The organism is Erythrobacter sp. S267 (assembly GCF_057365045.1).
The window spans coordinates 52,438-67,791 of sequence record NZ_CP200298.1 but is presented as its reverse complement, the minus strand read 5'-3'; the positions used below and the strand labels follow the sequence as shown (position 1 = coordinate 67,791).

The window sequence follows — 15,354 nt, the reverse complement described above, 5'->3', positions numbered from 1 at the left end:
AGCAGCAACGCGCCTTTTGCCGAGGGCAAGATGCGAATTTGTCACACTGGGAAACTTTCGCAAAGAGCACTCCAACGCGCCACTCCTCGCTATCGGGTTAAACCGGCGCGCACGGGTAGAAGAGCCACTTTTAGCCCAATTGGTATGATCGATTTTAATCATAAGGTAGGCCAAACAGGTTGACACTCTGGGACTCCAATTCTACCCCTCGGTAAATAACAAAAGAAAAGTGTGGGAGAGATCTGATGGCTGGAAGTTCCAATTCACTGCCCGTGTCCGCAAGAAAACAGCGCCTCATTGCAGGAATGCTGGCGGGCTCGGCTATTGCACTCGTGCCAGGCGCAGCTTTTGCGCAAGATGCGGATAACGACGCATCAGTTGAGAGCGACGGCGATGGCAATGCGATCATCGTCACTGGCATCCGCAGCTCGCTTCAAAGCGCGCTCACCGAACGGCGCAATGCAGACAGCCTGATCGAAGTCATTCAGGCGGAAGATATCGGTAAGCTGCCTGACCAAAACCTTGCAGAAGTTCTGGAAAACGTAACGGGCGTCCAAATCACGCGTACAGCGGGCGTTGGTACTGGCGTTCAAATCCGCGGTACCAATGCGAACCGGGTAGAGATCAACGGTGTTGGTACTTTGGGTTCTGGCTCGGGTCGTGGTGGCATCAACTTCGAAGATGTGAACGCAGCGATCATTTCCTCGGTTGAGGTGACCAAGGCGCCGACAGCGGCGACCATCGAAGGTTCGGTTGGCGGTACGATCAATCTTCGTACAATTCGCCCACTCGACATCACCGACAGGATTCTCACCTTCCGGGCGCAGGGCGAATATAGTGAACTTTCAGAATCGGTTACGCCGCGCCTTGCTGGTAGCTTTGGCAATCGCTGGGATGCCGGCGATGGTGAGTTCGGCATTGTCATTGCTGGCAGCTACACCGAGCAAGAGGCAACCTCGCTTCGTCCTCGTGTCGATCGCGATGGCGGCTTGGTCGAGAACGTCAATGCTGACGTTATTCGCGACGGCAACCTTCAGGACCCAGCCGATCGCCCGGCGGCGCAAGGCTTTGACTTCCTCGGTATTCAGTTCCTCAACCAGGAGCGTGAGAACTTTGAGTTCCGCACAATCAACATTGCGGGCTCAATCGAGTATTCTCCGCGCCCCGGCCTCACGTTCTTTGTAGACGGCTTCTACAACGACCAAGAACGTCGCCAGGACAGCTCGCGTATTCAGGGTTCAGGCGTCAGCGTTCTGCGTGATTTTGTGGTTCCTGATTCGTTTGAAACGGTCAGTTTCGGAACGCTTGATGGAGTAGATCTGGGAAGCATCGAAGCGGCTGTTACTGGCGTTGTGCCCGTGCTGCTTGACCGCGATGACGATGATCCCAACCTGCGCTTCTCCAGCGATACTGGCGCTCGTATTACCGAGAATTCTCTGTTCCGTGCTGGTTTCGAATGGGAAGTCGGCAAACTGTCAGTTCGCGTTGAAGGGTCGACCACCAGCTCTGATTCATCCAACCCGAACTTCAGCACCACGCTCAACTTCCTTAACCCCAGCGCACCGCTCGACGGCTTGGATGTGGACGGCAACCCGACCACTTCGACTTCGAACGAAAACTCCGTTCCGTTCATCTATGACCTGACTGGCGGCTCGCTGACCTTCGGGATCGACTTTGCGTCACCCTTTGCGCCGACGGTGCAGGATCTGCTGAACCCGTCCAATGTTGCATTTGAAGCACTTGCCATCGGCCGGGATACGACGGAGAACTCCGAAAACGCCTTCCGCATTGATTTGTCCTACGACGCGTCGGACTTTGCGAGCTTCATTGATACTCTTGATGCAGGTTACCGTTACAGCAACACATCGAGCGCCTTCCAAGACGTGAACTTCAGCCGCAGCTTTAGCCGGCTGTTGCAAGTTCCAACCGGCGACTTCTTTGCTGAATTGCTGGTGCCGGGCCCAGACAATTTCGACTCGTTCGACGGGCGTGAGCTTGCGGTCAACAACTTCCTTGTGATCGATCCTGACCGCTCGTTCAGCGATCCGGACGGTACTCTTGCGATCTTGCAGCAGGCGTTTGCCGATTCAGGCGCGAGCGGCACGATCGAGGACGCCTCTGCAAGTGCGCAAGGCTTCTTTGACATTTCAGAGAAGACCCATGCCCTTTATGCGCAGGCGAATCTCGATTTTGGAGCGGTAACCGCGAATATCGGGTTCCGTTACATCGACACCTCGATCGACTCGCTTGGCAACTCGATCGATGGCGTAACGGGTGATGTCACCCAGGTCGTCACAAGCGGTAGCTACTCCCAATTCTTGCCGCGTATCAACTTGGCTGCGGAATTGACCGAGGACCTGCTGCTCCGGGCGAGCTTTGGTGAAGACCTGAACCGTCCGAACTTCCAGCGTCTGTCGACGTCGGTGACCTTCGGAACGAGTGAAAACGCTGCGGTTGCGTTCGGCAATCCAGGGCTTCAGCCAGAAACGGTGCAGTCTTGGGATGCTTCGCTGGACTGGTACTTCGCTCCATCAGCGGTTCTAAGTGTCGGTGTGTTCCACAAGAAGCGCACGAACCTGTTTGTGCAGCAGCTTGAGGACGTCACGCTAGACGGCAACGGCTTTGCCGATATCACCGATCCTTGTGAAGGCGGCGGTGTGTTCAACCCGATTGCTCAACGCAACACGCTGTCTGACCAGCCAGGCCAAGGCATCTGTGTCCCGATCACGACCACGATCAACGACACGGGCAACACCACGCAAACCGGTATCGAAGTTGCGTTCCAGTACGATCTGTCGCGGTTTGAAGACACGCTCGGCTTTGCGTCGGGCTTTGGTATCCTGGCTAACTACACTTATCAGGACTTCGGTGGTGGCGACGCGACCAACAGTTCTGCGTCGCGCGGCACGGATGTCTTCAACGCAATCAACGGCATCTATGACGATTCCCAATTTGTATCGGTGACGGCGGCCCAGGGTCTGCTCGACTTCTCGCAAAATGCCTACAACCTGACGCTTTACTACGAGAAATACGGTCTGTCGGCTCGTGCTCGCTACACTTGGCGTGATGAATTCCGCACGCTGGACACAGCAGCGGGCGCATCGCTCAACTCAACACTGGGCTTCCCTGTAGTCACCGAGGCGCGAGGCCAGCTCAATGCGAGTGTGGTCTACGACGTCACCGACTATCTGAGCTTCGGTGTGGAAGGGGTGAACCTGACCAAATCGAAAATCCGTCAGTACTGCGTCAACGATGGCGCGCTGCTTTGTTTTGAGGGGCTGCCGGATCGCCGGATTACCTTCGGGGCGACATTGCGTTTCTAACAAGCCCAATGTCTGCTGTGTGTCGGCCACTGCGCAAGGCGCTGCGTGGTGGCCGATGCACCGCAAAACCTTCGACTTCTATCCTTGAGGAAAATTGGTATAGAACTTTTGGACGCGTTAAATCGAAAGTGATCGTGCATGAGCAGCAAAAGGCTTTTCCAATCCGTCGCGGAGCAAATTGCTCAGTTGATCGACGACGGCGCATATCCTCCGGGGACACGTTTGCCGGGCGAGCGAGAGCTGGCTGAAAAGCTTGGGGTGAGCCGGGTTACGATCCGCGAGGCAGAGATTGCCTTGCAAGCGATAGGCAGGCTCGAGATCAAGACCGGATCGGGTGTCTATGTCAGCGAACGGCCGCCAGCTTCAACCGACGGCTTGCCTGAAGCGAGCGCGTTCGAGGTTACCGAAGCCAGACTATTGGTGGAATCTGAAAGCGCAGCTCTCGCGGCGCGCAATATCTCTGACGAGGGGATCGCAAAGCTTGAAGAACTGGTCGAGAAAATGCGCACCGGGACTCAGAAAGAGGCCGATGAAGCAGATGAACAGTTCCACCTGACTATCGCAGAGGCGTCCAACAATGCCGCAATGGTTCACACGATCCAAACCTTGTGGCGCATGCGGGAGGAAATTCCCGAAGTAAAATCGACTTATGCCGCTGTCTGCGTCCATGATGCAGAAACGCGGACTGAGGAGCACCGAGCGGTCTTTGACGCGATCAAAGACCATGATCCTGCAGGAGCCCGTGCCGCCATGCGCGAGCACTTCCATCGGCTACTGGAATCCATGCTCGAGGCCACTGAGCGACTGGCACTTGAAGAGGTCCAGCAGCAAGCATCCCAGAGCCGCGAACGCTTCCTGGCCGCTGCAAAAACAGTCTAGACAATTGGTATTACAATCTAGGAATAAATAACATGCCAGATTGATTGACAGGCACTCGACTCACTGTATAGTTTCTCCCCGGATAAGAGGGAGAGGACTGTAGGATGATTACGAGGCTCAGCCTTGTGGCCGCGCTGCTATGTGCGAGCTCTACTCAAGCTGTGGCTGAGCAGATCCTTGTCTCCGATCAAGACGAATATGCTGCGGCGGCTCACACCGTAGAGGCCGGCGATACGATCGTCCTAGCCAATGGCAATTGGCATGACTTCGACATGGTTATCACCGGTCAAGGCCGCGCTGACGCTCCTATTGCCATCACTGCGCAAGAGCCCGGCCAAGTGATATTAACCGGACAATCCAGCCTGCGCATTGGCGGTGAATTTATCACGGTCTCGGGACTGGTTTTTCGCGATGGCTACAGCCCACGCGGTGAGGTGATCTCCTTCCGCGTTTCGCGCGACGATCAGGCATCCAACAGCCGCGTCACTGAGGTCGTGATTGACGGGTTCAGCAAACCTGACCGCTATGAAAGCGACCTTTGGGTTGGCATTTACGGTCAGAATAACCGCTTCGATCACAATCACATCTCAGGCAAGACCAACAAGGGTGTGACCCTCGCCGTGCGGCTCGATACCGAGGAGAGCCGCGAGAACAATCACCGCATCGAATACAACTATTTCGGACCGCGCGCTGTGCTGGGTTCCAATGGTGGCGAGACCCTGCGGATCGGGACGAGCCACTATTCCATGTTCAACTCGAACAGCGTGGTTGCCTACAACGTCTTCGACCGCACTGGTGGGGAAGTGGAGATCATCTCCTCTAAGTCTGGTGGAAATGAGTTTCGAGGCAACGTCTTTCTCGGTGCGCGCGGAACGCTGACTTTGCGCCATGGCGACAACAATGTCGTTGAAGGCAACGTTTTCCTCGGCGGTGGCGCAGACTACACTGGTGGCATTCGTGTCATCAATCGCGGGCAAACGGTTCGCGGCAATTACATGGAAGGCCTGCGCGGAGAGGCATTCTCCAGCGCGCTTGCGATTATGAACGGCGTCCCGAACTCGCCGGTTAATCGCTATGTCGAAGTCGAAGGCGCGCGGATTGAGAACAACACGATCATCGACAGCCGCCGAGTTGCCTTCAATGTCGGCGCAGATGAAGAGCGCTCAGCCGCGCCTAGCAACAGCACATTTGCGAATAATCTGCTGGGTGGGCTCGAAGGTGCATCCTTCCTCGAAGTCTATGATGATATCTCCGGCTTCGCTTTTGCGAACAACCGAGTGATTGAAGGCGGCGTGTCCGAAGATCTGAGTGATTTCGCACAATCGCCGGTTGAAATGCGTCGCGCAGATAACGGCCTGCTCTATCCGGTTGACCTAGCGCTTGCCTCCATCGGAGCACCGCGCGATCTGCGGGTTGTCTCGCTCGATGAGGTTGGCGTTGATTGGTATGCAAAACCGGGTCAGCCGACCGCCTTTGGGTCCTCTGGCAGAGTGATTTCTGTCGAGCCGGGTCAAGGCACTCTTGCGCAGGCTGCTCAGACCGCTGAGGCGGGCGATGTGCTGATGCTGACGGCAGGCGAGTATATAGTGGACCGGTCAATCGCACTGGAAACGACGTTGACGATTGCGGGTGCGAGCGCTGAAGCAACGACAATATTTTTCACCCGCCCCTCGCTGATCGAGCTGCGAGAAGGTGGCAACCTTCGACTGGAAAGCCTCGCCATTGATGGTGCACGCGCTCCGGATTCGGTGGGCAACTCTATGATCCGCACCGGGGTCTACCCGATCCAATCCAATCTGCGCATCGAGCTTGATCAGATTGCCGTGCGCAATCTCGACGTGAATAAGTCGTTCAATGTCATCACGCTGGGCAAGAGCACTCTTGCTGACCACGTCTCGATCACCGGCAGCAGCTTTTCCGATATCAGCGGGACAATTGTCTCCGCTGCGGCTGAGACTGAGGATTACGGCCAATACAATGTCGAATATCTCGACATCACCGGCAACGCCTTTGCCAATATTGGCGGGTCTCTTGCGGACATTTATCGTGGCGGCCGGGATGAGAGTACCTTTGGGCCGAATGTTACGATTGACGGAAACGCGCTGAACAATGTCGGTTTGGCCGCAACCAATCGGACAGGTGGATCGATCCACCTGCACGGCGTCCAGATTGCCGCCGTTACTGGCAACGCAGTGAAAGACTCAGCTGCGTTCCGCATCGTCCATACGGTTGGCACGCCAGCAACTGAGATTGCGTCTAATGCCTTTGCCGGCACCGATGCCATGATCCTGGAAGAGCTGATCTTCGAAGGTGAGCACCGCGCTGTTCAGACGGGCAATGTTTTTGACGAAGGGGTGGAGCAATGACGCGCACTATCCGCCCCGCCCTTCTCCTCGCAGCAGCAATGACAGCTGGCAGCTTGCCAAGCTCTGTCCTTGCCGCTGCAACCCACGGGGCCGCCTCGAGTGACATGGCCGAGGCGGCCCTCTCCACCGCACCTGCACATGCGCCCTTGTTTGCCCAAGAACTTGAGCGCGCGCGCGCCTTTGTCGATGAAATGATGGCGGACGGCGTGGTTGTCCCCGTCCCACAGGACCCCGGTGGCGGTTATACCCACGAACAACACAAGCGGAATTTCCGCGCGATCTATCAAGGCGGGCAACTCTACCGCATCACGGGCGAGGAAAAGTATCGCGATTACTTGCGCGAAATGCTGCTCGCCTATGCCGATCTCTATCCGACTTTGGGTGAGCATCCGGCCAAGGCCAACCAGAATGTCGGCCGCATTTTCTGGCAAGTCCTGAACGATGCGATGTGGCTGGTCCATGCCGTGCAAGGTTATGCCGACATCCGCGACACATTGAGTACGGCCGACCGACAGCGGATTGATGAAGACGTCTTCCGCCTTGCGGCGCGCTTCTTGTCGGAAGAGTCAGTCGTCACCTTCGACCGCATTCACAACCATGCCACATGGGCGACAGCGGGTGTTGGCATGACCGGCTATCTGCTGGGCGACGAAGATATGGTCGAGCGCGCGCTGATGGGCTCTGACAAGAGCGGCCGCGCGGGCTTCATCCGGCAGACAGAGTTGCTGTTCTCGCCCGACGGATATTACACTGAAGGCCCGTATTATCAGCGTTTTGCGCTGCTGCCCTTCTTGGTATTTGCCAATGCGATTGAGCACAATGAGCCTGAGCGCCGCATCTTCGAACACCGCGACGGCATCCTGCTGAAAGCTCTGCGCACAACTGTGCAGCTGAGTTATCGCGGGTTCTTCTTCCCGTTCAACGATGCGATCCGCGACAAGAGCCTGCGGACAGCGGAACTTTATGAAGGGGTTGCCATCGCCTACGGCCAGACGCGCGATCCTGCCCTCCTGTCGATTGCAGAGTTTCAGGGTCGCACAGTTTTGACCGCCAATGGCGCTCTGGTTGCGCAAGACCTCGCCGCTGGCAAGGCAGAGCCTTTCCCCTTCCGGTCCCTCTTGCTCAGCGATGGGCCGGATGGAGGCCAAGGGGCTGTTGCAATGCTGCGTCAAGGCACTGCAAATGGTGAGGGTGAGCCTGCAACCGTGCTGATTGCCAAGAACAGTGCGCAAGGCATGGGCCACGGCCACTTCGATAAGCTCGCTTGGCAGCTCTATGACAACGGCAACGAAATTGTCCGCGATTACGGCGCAGCACGTTTCCTCAATATCGAGGCGAAGCGCGGTGGACGCTACCTGCCGGAAAATGAAACCTGGGCGAAGAGCTCTATCGCGCACAACACTCTGGTGGTTGACGAAACCAGCCATTTTGGCGGTGATGCAGACCTTGCGGACCAATACTGGCCAAGCCAGCTTTATTTCTCCGACGCGCCAGGCCTGCAGGTCACAAGCGGCGAGATTTCCAGCGCTTATGAAGGCGTTTCGATGCGCCGGACGCTGCTGATGCCGACGCTTCCGGGGCTTGAAGCGCCGTTGGTGATCGATCTCGTCCGTGCGACCAGCGATGGAGCGCATCAGTACGATCTACCGCTTCATTATTCCGGCCATATCATGGAGTTCGACTTCGACGCGCAGGGCCATGTCGCCTCTCGCCCCGTGCTGGGCAGTGACAATGGCTATCAGCACATCTGGGTTGATGCCGAAGCTTCCATTGATGATGGCAAAGGCGCGCTCACTTGGATCCTTGATGGCCGGTTCTACACCTACCGCTTTGCAAGTGATGGACCGCTCACCGCGATTCTGGGTGAAAGCGGCGCGAACGATCCCGACTTCAATCTGCGGCGCGAACCGCTGATCATGCTGCGGGCTCAACGCGATAGCGGGGCAAGCTTTGCCAGCCTGCTCGAAGCGCATGGCAGCTATGACGGCGCGGCCGAGCAAACGCTCGATAGTCGCAGCAAAGTTTCCGACCTCGACCACCACCAAGTCGAGGATATGGATTTGATCCGCGTGACCCTGAAATCGGGGCAGCAATTCGTGATCGCTGTATCGCATAATTCCGATCCCGAGATGGCGCATTCCGCCAGGCTCGATGGCGAAGAAGTCGCCTGGACGGGCTTTGCCGCAGTGATCGCACTTCCTGGAGGGGAGAACTAGAAAATGGCAACACTTGCAGAGGCGCAAAGCCCACCCTTTGTGGTCGCAAAGGACACGCCGAAGGAGGACCTTGGCGACGGAATTACTCGGCAGATACTGGGCTACGGCCCAGAGATCATGATCGTCCGGGTTTGGTTTGACAAAGGAGCCGTTGGACAGGTTCATTCACACCATCACAGCCAGTCGACTTATGTCGAAAGCGGCACGTTCGAAGTCTTTGTCGATGGCGAAAAGCAGGTGCTGCGCGCAGGCGACAGTTTCTACATTGCACCGCATCTCGACCATGGCGCGGTCTGTCTTGAAGAAGGCGTCCTGATCGACACGTTCAGCCCGCTTCGCGAAGACTTTCTGAGCGAGGGGGATTGAAGCGATGCTTAAGGGAAAACTCCGTTTTTGGATTGTCGGCCTCGTCGCGCTCGCAACGATCATCAACTATATTGATCGCGGCGCACTGGGCTTTCTTTGGCCAGAAATATCCAAAGAGCTTGAGCTCACAGAGTATGATTATGCGATCATTCTCAACGTCTTCACGTTTGCCTATGCCTTTGGGCAATCAATCTTCGGCAAGATTTTCGACTGGATCGGAGTGCGGCTTGGCTTCGTGCTTTCGATTGTGGTCTGGTCGGCAGCGACGATCCTCCATGCCTTTGCGCGCGGTCTGATCAGTTTTGCGATCTTCCGCGCCATACTCGGCGTGTCAGAAGCGGGCAACTGGCCCGGTGCGACCAAGGCAAACGCTGAATGGTTTCCCATTGATGAGCGTGCATTGGCGCAAGGGATCTTCAATTCCGGCGCTGCGATTGGCGGCATTGTTTCAGCGCCCATTATCGGGCTGTTGTTTGTCTGGCTGGGAAGCTGGCAGGCGACCTTCATCGCCATTGGTGCGCTTGGCTTCTTGTGGCTGATCCCTTGGTTGATTGTCTACAAAAGCGGCCCTGACGCCCACCCATGGATTAGCGAGGAGGAGCGCCAGTTTATCCTTACCGGCCAGCGTAATGTCGAAACCAACGAGGTTGCCGACTACGCACCAGGCTCTGGCGAAATCCTGAGCCGGAAAGAAAGCTGGGGCGTAATCCTCGCAAGCTTCTTCCTTGATCCGATCTGGTGGCTGTTCGTTGGTTGGCTCCCGATCTATCTCGCCAAAACCTATGGCTTTGGGGTCGAGGAGATCGCGGTATACGCTTGGATTCCTTATGTCGGGGCGATGTTCGGCGCGTGGTTCGGCGGCATCTTGGCTGGCAACAGGATCAAAGCAGGCTGGAGCGTCAACAAAACCCGCAAATCGGTGATCGCGCTGGGCGGTGTGATCATGTTGATCTCGCTCTTGTCGACCACTCAAGCGGCGACTCCGCTCATCGCAGTTCTGATGATGGCGGCCATTTTGTTCGGTTTCCAAACCGCTGTTGGCAACATCCAAACGCTGCCGAGCGACTTCTACAGCGGCGCATCAGTTGGCACTCTTGCTGGCTATGCCGGAACCGCCGCCAAGCTTGCAGTTGTGGGGCTCAATTTCCTGATCCCAGCGATCACGGTTACCAGCTACGCGCCAGCCTTCATTGTTGGCGCTGGTCTTGCCATCGCAACCGTTCTTTCAGTGCTCATCCTGTGCCCTGAAATCAAACCACTCAAACCAAAATCGGCCTAGCGCCAGAAACTGTCCTTCGAAGGGGAAACATAAATGAAATTTGCAGGCAAAGTGGCGATCGTCACCGGTGGAAGCCGCGACATTGGCCGCGCGATTTGCGTCAAGCTCGCAAGCGAGGGCGCTAACGTCGTGGTCAACTATAACTCGAACGAAGCCGATGCCAACGCCACAGTGGCAGCGGTTGAAGCAGCTGGCGGCAAGGGCATCGCGGTCAAGGCCGACGTGACAAAGCCCGCTGATGTCGATGCTCTGATCGCGGCCTCGAAAGAGGCATTCGGCAATGCGGTGCATATCCTCGTCAACAATGCAGGCGGCCTAGTCGCGCGCAAGACGCTGGAAGAGATGGATGAGGAGTTTTTCAACTTCGTGATGCAGTTGAACACGACCTCAACTTTCCTTGCCTGTAAAGCGGCCGTCCCGCTGATGTCTGAAGGTGCATCGATTGTGAACCTTGCCTCTCTCGCTGGACGCGATGGCGGCGGCGGCGGCGCGATTGCCTATGCCACCTCCAAGGGTGCGGTGATGACGATGACGCGCGGTCTGGCCAAAGAGCTTGGCCCCAAAGGCATTCGCGTCAACGCGCTTTGCCCCGGCATGATTGCGACGACCTTTCACGACAAGTTCACGCCTGATGCCGCGCGCGAGAACGTCGCCAACTCAACCCCGCTACGCCGCCAAGGCAAAGCCGAAGAAACCGCAGACCTCGTCGCATATCTCGCCTCTGACGAAGCTTCCTTCATCACCGGCGCCAATATCGACATCAATGGCGGCCTCGCCTTCTCATAAAGCCAGACCCAGACAGAAAGCTCCTCCCCATGGCTGAATTCCTTTCCTTTGGCGAAATTATGCTCCGCTTGAAAACGCCGGGGCACCAACGTTTCTTCCAGTCGCATGAGTTCGAGGCGACCTTTGGCGGTGGCGAGGCGAATGTCGCCGTCGCGCTGTCCAATTACGGCCTCGACGCAGGATTCGTGACCGCTCTGCCGGACAACGATATCGGCGAGAACGCGATCATGGAATTGCGCAAGTTTGGCGTCGATACAGCCCATGTCAGCCGCTCTGGCGAGCGTGTTGGTATCTACTTCCTTGAGACCGGATCGAACCAGCGCCCCTCCAAGGTTGTTTATGACCGGGCCCATTCCTCCATCTGCAATGCGGGTTTGGACGAGTTTGATTGGCCAACCATCTTTGCAGGCGCCAAATGGCTGCACATCACGGGGATCACACCGGCATTGAGCCAGTCTGCAGCCGACTTATCCATGGCCTGCGTCAAAGCAGCCAAGGAAGCTGGGCTCACCGTCTCGTGCGACTTTAACTTCCGCGGCAAGCTTTGGAAGTACGGCAAGAGCGCGCCTGAAGTCATGCGCGAGCTGGTCAAATATGTCGACGTTGGCATTGCCAATGAGGAGGACTGCCAGAAGTCCTTGGACATCACGGTCGATGTTGATGTCGAGAGCGGCGAACTCGACACAGCGAAGTACGAAGCATTGGGACAGAAGGTGCTCGACATCTATCCAGACATGCACACGATCGCGATCACTCTGCGCGAAAGTCTGTCGGCGGACCGCAACAACTGGTCGGCCTGCCTGCGCACACGGGAAGGCGGCTTCAAGCTGTCCAAGAAGTACGAACTCACCGACATTGTTGACCGTGTTGGCGGCGGCGACAGCTTTGCCTCGGCGCTGATCTATGGCCTCACGGCCTACGAAGATCGTCAACAGAGCCTCGAATTCGCCGTGGCCGCAAGCGCGCTCAAGCACACGATCATGGGCGACTTCAACCGCGTCACCGTGCCAGAGGTCGAGAAACTGATGAGCGGCGACGGCTCCGGCCGCGTACAGCGCTAAAATGAACGGCATTCGCCCTTTTGAGATGCGTCTAACGATAGGCGCGGAAAAGGGCGGCGTTGGCTCTCAGATTCACTCTGGAGCCAACGACAATGCCTCGCGCGACCAAGACCACTTCGAACACATAGTGGCGCGCGAACTGGTCGACGATCACGATTGAGTGAAATGGTGCCGCTTACGTGACTCGAACACGTGACCCCATCATTACGAATGATGTGCTCTACCAACTGAGCTAAAGCGGCACTCTTGGCCCTGCGCTTTAAGCGCAGGCTGTGTGTGGAGGCCCGAGCCGGAATCGAACCGGCGTGCAAGGATTTGCAGTCCTCTGCGTAACCACTCCGCCATCGGGCCGAGCCGCCTTCATTTAAAGGCGGAAGCGGCGCACTAGCGATTCGGCGCGGCAAAGGCAATGTGGCTTTTGCATCGCGTGCAGAATGAGGGCGTCCGATTGAGCATTGTGGCTTACGCAACGTCACTCTGGACCGGGCGTCATGCATTGGGCACAGCATTGGCATGACTATCGCAAAGCTACTTGAACCCATCACCGGACAGCCCGGTCCTGCCCGTCTCGATAGTGCCAGCGAGTGGATGCAGGGACGCACACTCTACGGCGGCGCTTCAGCTCTTATTGGCTATACCATGGCGACCAGAGCTTTCCCTGACCTGCCCCCATTGCGAGCGGCTCAAGTCGGATTTGTGGCGCCTTTGGGGGAAGATATCCATCTTTCCGCCGAGATCGTTCGGCAAGGTCGCAATGTGACCCAGGTTCGCAGTGAGGTCCGGAACGAAAAGGGCGTCGCCTTCACTGGCTTTTGGCTTTTCGCCGCTGAGCGGGAGGCGAATGCGGTCCGGCCTGCTGACCCGCTTGCGGAATGGCCCGGTCCTCCGAGTGAGGCAGAAGTGGCAATGAAAGGCCAAGGCCCCAGCTTCATCCAGAACAATTTCGAAGTGCGCTTCGGTCAGGCCAAAGGCGAGGATCACGGCGCCACCATCCGCCGCTGGGCGCGGCTGACCGAGGAGCACAGCCTTGATCCCGTATCCAAGTTGGTCTTGATGGGCGATGTCATGCCCCCCGGCGCCATGCGGATCATGCGGCGGATGGGCCCGATCAGTTCGATCAACTGGTCGTTCAACGTGCTCGACCCGCATACGGAATCGGATGGGGGTTGGTACTTGGCAGAGAATGCCAGTCAGCACGCAGACAGCGGCTATTCGTCAGAGCGGCTGCGGATGTGGGACAGCGAAGGCAGGCAGGTCATGGACGGCCTGCAATGCGTGGCTGTTTTTGGGTAGGCGGCCTTAGCAAGCCTCTCATTTCATCTCACGCGTCGTCGAAGTCTGGCTTGCGTTTCGCCATTCCAGCCATCACCGCTTCAATCTGGTTCTTGCTGCGCATGATCGCGTGTTGCTCAACACTCTCTTCAAGCAAGATGGCATCCGTGTCGCGCTCGTAAATGCCAGCCTGAAGCCGCTTTGCCGCACGGATGGCATGCGGGTTCCGGTTAGCGATTTCCTCTGCGATGGCGGTGGCACGGGCGAGTGGATCTGGATCGACATATGTCGCAAGGCCCAGCTCCTGCGCCTCTTCGCCCGAAAACTCGCGATTGGTGTAGATCAGCTCGCGCATGACATCCTCGCGGATCAAACCGCGCCACAAGGCATAGCCACCCATATCTGGCACGAGACCCCATTTGAGCTCCATGATCGCCATCCGTGTCTCTGGATGAGCAACGCGGATATCCGCGCCGCTTGCGATCTGAAGGCCTCCTCCAAAGCACACGCCGTGAACGGCGGCGATGACCGGGACGGGCAGCTTGCGCCAGATCATAGCGGCTTGCTGAGGTCGGTTCGCATTGCCGTGGGTCCGCTCAGTTAAGTCTGGCTCACTGTCATCGGGGCTGCGGCCAAAGCTTGCAGTGTCGAGCCCTGCGCAAAAGGCGCGTCCCTCCCCTGAGAGCACCACTGCGCGAACGCCCTTCGCTGTATGAAGAGTTTCGCCTGCCTCAATGATGGCTGCGAACATTTCCGGGTCGAGCGCGTTCATCTTATCCGCGCGCATCAGCCGCGCCTGCGCCACGCCATTGGCGCTTAGTTCAACTGAAATACGGTCGTTGGAAATCAGAACTTCTGGTGAAAGCGTAGCTTGCTCTTGCGACATGAAGACCCCTCAATGGCTCGCACTGATGCGTTGGCCGTCAGAGTGCCGCAAGCAAAGGGCCAAGTCCAGCATGCGGAGAGCTGAAGAGAATAGTGCAAATGCGCAGCCTAGCCGTGCCGTACGCTCAGATCACGGCTTCGTGTTGGCCTTGGGTTGGTGTGGAAGATCGACAAAATAGCCACCTTCCGCATGCGTTGCGAGCAGACCTGACAAACCATGTGGCGCCAGCTTGCCGCGGACCCTGGCGACATGCACAGCGACGCTGTTCGTCTCTGGCTCAAAGTTGATGCGCCAGACCTCTGTCAGCAATTGCTTCTTGGTTACGCGTTCGCCTGGAGCTTCCGATAGCCGCCAGAGCAGTTCAAACTCGCGCGGGTGAAAGCCAAGCCATTTGTCGTCGACCCTCCCATCGCGATGGAACAGATCGAGCGTCACATCGCCGATAATACGGAACCGCGGCAGCGTCGCATTGTCAGCAACGACCAACCTATTGGGTGCGGTCGAACTCATAAATCACCCCCTGCGCGCATTGAATAGACCCCGCGCGTTGTAAAAATCAGATGGTCCAGCAGTTGGATATCGAGAGCCTCAGCCAAATTTCTTAATTTCTTGGTCGACTCGATATCTCTGGAACTTGGGCGGCAAAGGCCGGATGGATGGTTGTGCGCGACAACAAGTCCTTGTGCCTGAAGCGATAGAGCTCGCTCAAAAAGGTCTCGAAGTCTCACCGAAAGACCGCCAGCGCGCCCATGGCCAAGGGGCACGTCGCCGATATATCGGTGCTCTGCATCAACAAACATCACATGAAATCGTTCAACCCCATGGGGTGCGATGACCACCATGCTGCGGAGAAACTCTACCGTCGCGTGCTCACTCAGAGCCGCTGGTTGGGCTCTGCTGCGATCCTTGAGCAAGAACGG

The 15,354-nt window shown here is 57.2% G+C and carries 13 protein-coding genes and 2 tRNA genes; 10 read left to right on the top strand and 5 right to left on the bottom strand.

Going from position 1 to position 15,354, the window contains the following annotated elements:
- The first annotated feature begins 245 nt into the window (after positions 1-245).
- The 9 genes from AC0V6X_RS00355 to AC0V6X_RS00315 all read left to right on the top strand — a co-directional run bounded on the left by AC0V6X_RS00355 (position 246) and on the right by AC0V6X_RS00315 (position 12,436).
- Positions 246-3,323, top strand: coding sequence for a TonB-dependent receptor (locus tag AC0V6X_RS00355; protein WP_486182605.1), 3,078 nt, complete (start codon positions 246-248; stop codon positions 3,321-3,323).
- A 138-nt stretch (positions 3,324-3,461) separates the two neighbouring features.
- Complete coding sequence (locus AC0V6X_RS00350; RefSeq protein WP_486182604.1) at positions 3,462-4,202, top strand: FadR/GntR family transcriptional regulator; 741 nt, start codon at positions 3,462-3,464, stop codon at positions 4,200-4,202.
- Positions 4,203-4,306: 104 nt separating this feature from the next.
- Positions 4,307-6,568, top strand: coding sequence for a polysaccharide lyase 6 family protein (locus tag AC0V6X_RS00345; RefSeq protein ID WP_486182603.1), 2,262 nt, complete (start codon positions 4,307-4,309; stop codon positions 6,566-6,568).
- Positions 6,565-8,784, top strand: coding sequence for an alginate lyase family protein (locus AC0V6X_RS00340; protein WP_486182602.1), 2,220 nt, complete (start codon positions 6,565-6,567; stop codon positions 8,782-8,784). The genes AC0V6X_RS00345 and AC0V6X_RS00340 overlap by 4 nt, the downstream gene beginning before the upstream one ends.
- Positions 8,785-8,787: 3 nt before the next feature.
- A complete protein-coding gene (locus AC0V6X_RS00335) occupies positions 8,788-9,150 on the top strand; it encodes a cupin domain-containing protein (protein WP_486182601.1) in 363 nt (120 codons plus the stop codon).
- Between the two features lie 4 nt (positions 9,151-9,154).
- Positions 9,155-10,429 carry an MFS transporter gene (locus AC0V6X_RS00330; RefSeq protein ID WP_486182600.1) on the top strand — a complete coding sequence of 425 codons (1,275 nt, stop codon included), beginning with the start codon at positions 9,155-9,157 and terminating at the stop codon, positions 10,427-10,429.
- A gap of 33 nt (positions 10,430-10,462) precedes the next feature.
- On the top strand, positions 10,463-11,215 hold the full coding sequence (locus AC0V6X_RS00325; protein WP_486182599.1) for an SDR family NAD(P)-dependent oxidoreductase: 753 nt from the start codon (positions 10,463-10,465) through the stop codon (positions 11,213-11,215).
- Positions 11,216-11,244: 29 nt separating this feature from the next.
- The gene (locus AC0V6X_RS00320) at positions 11,245-12,276 is read left to right on the top strand and encodes a PfkB family carbohydrate kinase (RefSeq protein WP_486182598.1); all 1,032 of its coding nucleotides are present in this window, start codon (positions 11,245-11,247) and stop codon (positions 12,274-12,276) included.
- A gap of 1 nt (position 12,277) precedes the next feature.
- Positions 12,278-12,436, top strand: coding sequence for a hypothetical protein (locus AC0V6X_RS00315; RefSeq protein WP_486182597.1), 159 nt, complete (start codon positions 12,278-12,280; stop codon positions 12,434-12,436).
- Positions 12,437-12,442: 6 nt separating this feature from the next.
- Here the strand turns inward: AC0V6X_RS00315 and AC0V6X_RS00310 are convergent.
- Together AC0V6X_RS00310 and AC0V6X_RS00305 are read right to left on the bottom strand one after the other, a co-directional pair.
- Positions 12,443-12,518 (bottom strand) — tRNA-Thr (locus AC0V6X_RS00310).
- A 35-nt stretch (positions 12,519-12,553) separates the two neighbouring features.
- Positions 12,554-12,627 (bottom strand) — tRNA-Cys (locus AC0V6X_RS00305).
- Positions 12,628-12,789: 162 nt separating this feature from the next.
- Here AC0V6X_RS00305 and AC0V6X_RS00300 point away from each other — a divergent pair.
- The gene (locus AC0V6X_RS00300) at positions 12,790-13,569 is read left to right on the top strand and encodes an acyl-CoA thioesterase (protein WP_486182596.1); all 780 of its coding nucleotides are present in this window, start codon (positions 12,790-12,792) and stop codon (positions 13,567-13,569) included.
- 28 nt (positions 13,570-13,597) lie between these two features.
- Here AC0V6X_RS00300 and AC0V6X_RS00295 read toward each other — a convergent pair whose 3' ends face one another.
- The 3 genes from AC0V6X_RS00295 to AC0V6X_RS00285 form a co-directional block, all read right to left on the bottom strand.
- Entirely contained in the window at positions 13,598-14,434 is an 837-nt protein-coding gene (locus tag AC0V6X_RS00295) for a crotonase/enoyl-CoA hydratase family protein (protein ID WP_486182595.1), read from the bottom strand.
- A gap of 129 nt (positions 14,435-14,563) precedes the next feature.
- Positions 14,564-14,944 carry a winged helix-turn-helix domain-containing protein gene (locus AC0V6X_RS00290; protein ID WP_486182594.1) on the bottom strand — a complete coding sequence of 127 codons (381 nt, stop codon included), beginning with the start codon at positions 14,942-14,944 and terminating at the stop codon, positions 14,564-14,566.
- On the bottom strand, positions 14,941-15,348 hold the full coding sequence (locus AC0V6X_RS00285; RefSeq protein WP_486182593.1) for a JAB domain-containing protein: 408 nt from the start codon (positions 15,346-15,348) through the stop codon (positions 14,941-14,943). Before AC0V6X_RS00285 ends, AC0V6X_RS00290 begins: the two co-directional genes overlap by 4 nt.
- Positions 15,349-15,354 lie beyond the last annotated feature (6 nt).

Coding starts and splice junctions, on each gene's coding strand:
- AC0V6X_RS00350 (WP_486182604.1), top strand. CDS start 3,462: ATGAGCAGCAAAAGGCTTTTCCAATCCGTCGCGGAGCAAATTGCTCAG.
- AC0V6X_RS00345 (WP_486182603.1), top strand. CDS start 4,307: ATGATTACGAGGCTCAGCCTTGTGGCCGCGCTGCTATGTGCGAGCTCT.
- AC0V6X_RS00330 (WP_486182600.1), top strand. CDS start 9,155: ATGCTTAAGGGAAAACTCCGTTTTTGGATTGTCGGCCTCGTCGCGCTC.
- AC0V6X_RS00335 (WP_486182601.1), top strand. CDS start 8,788: ATGGCAACACTTGCAGAGGCGCAAAGCCCACCCTTTGTGGTCGCAAAG.
- AC0V6X_RS00340 (WP_486182602.1), top strand. CDS start 6,565: ATGACGCGCACTATCCGCCCCGCCCTTCTCCTCGCAGCAGCAATGACA.
- AC0V6X_RS00355 (WP_486182605.1), top strand. CDS start 246: ATGGCTGGAAGTTCCAATTCACTGCCCGTGTCCGCAAGAAAACAGCGC.
- AC0V6X_RS00320 (WP_486182598.1), top strand. CDS start 11,245: ATGGCTGAATTCCTTTCCTTTGGCGAAATTATGCTCCGCTTGAAAACG.
- AC0V6X_RS00315 (WP_486182597.1), top strand. CDS start 12,278: ATGAACGGCATTCGCCCTTTTGAGATGCGTCTAACGATAGGCGCGGAA.
- AC0V6X_RS00290 (WP_486182594.1), bottom strand. CDS start 14,944: ATGAGTTCGACCGCACCCAATAGGTTGGTCGTTGCTGACAATGCGACG.
- AC0V6X_RS00300 (WP_486182596.1), top strand. CDS start 12,790: ATGACTATCGCAAAGCTACTTGAACCCATCACCGGACAGCCCGGTCCT.
- AC0V6X_RS00295 (WP_486182595.1), bottom strand. CDS start 14,434: ATGTCGCAAGAGCAAGCTACGCTTTCACCAGAAGTTCTGATTTCCAAC.
- AC0V6X_RS00325 (WP_486182599.1), top strand. CDS start 10,463: ATGAAATTTGCAGGCAAAGTGGCGATCGTCACCGGTGGAAGCCGCGAC.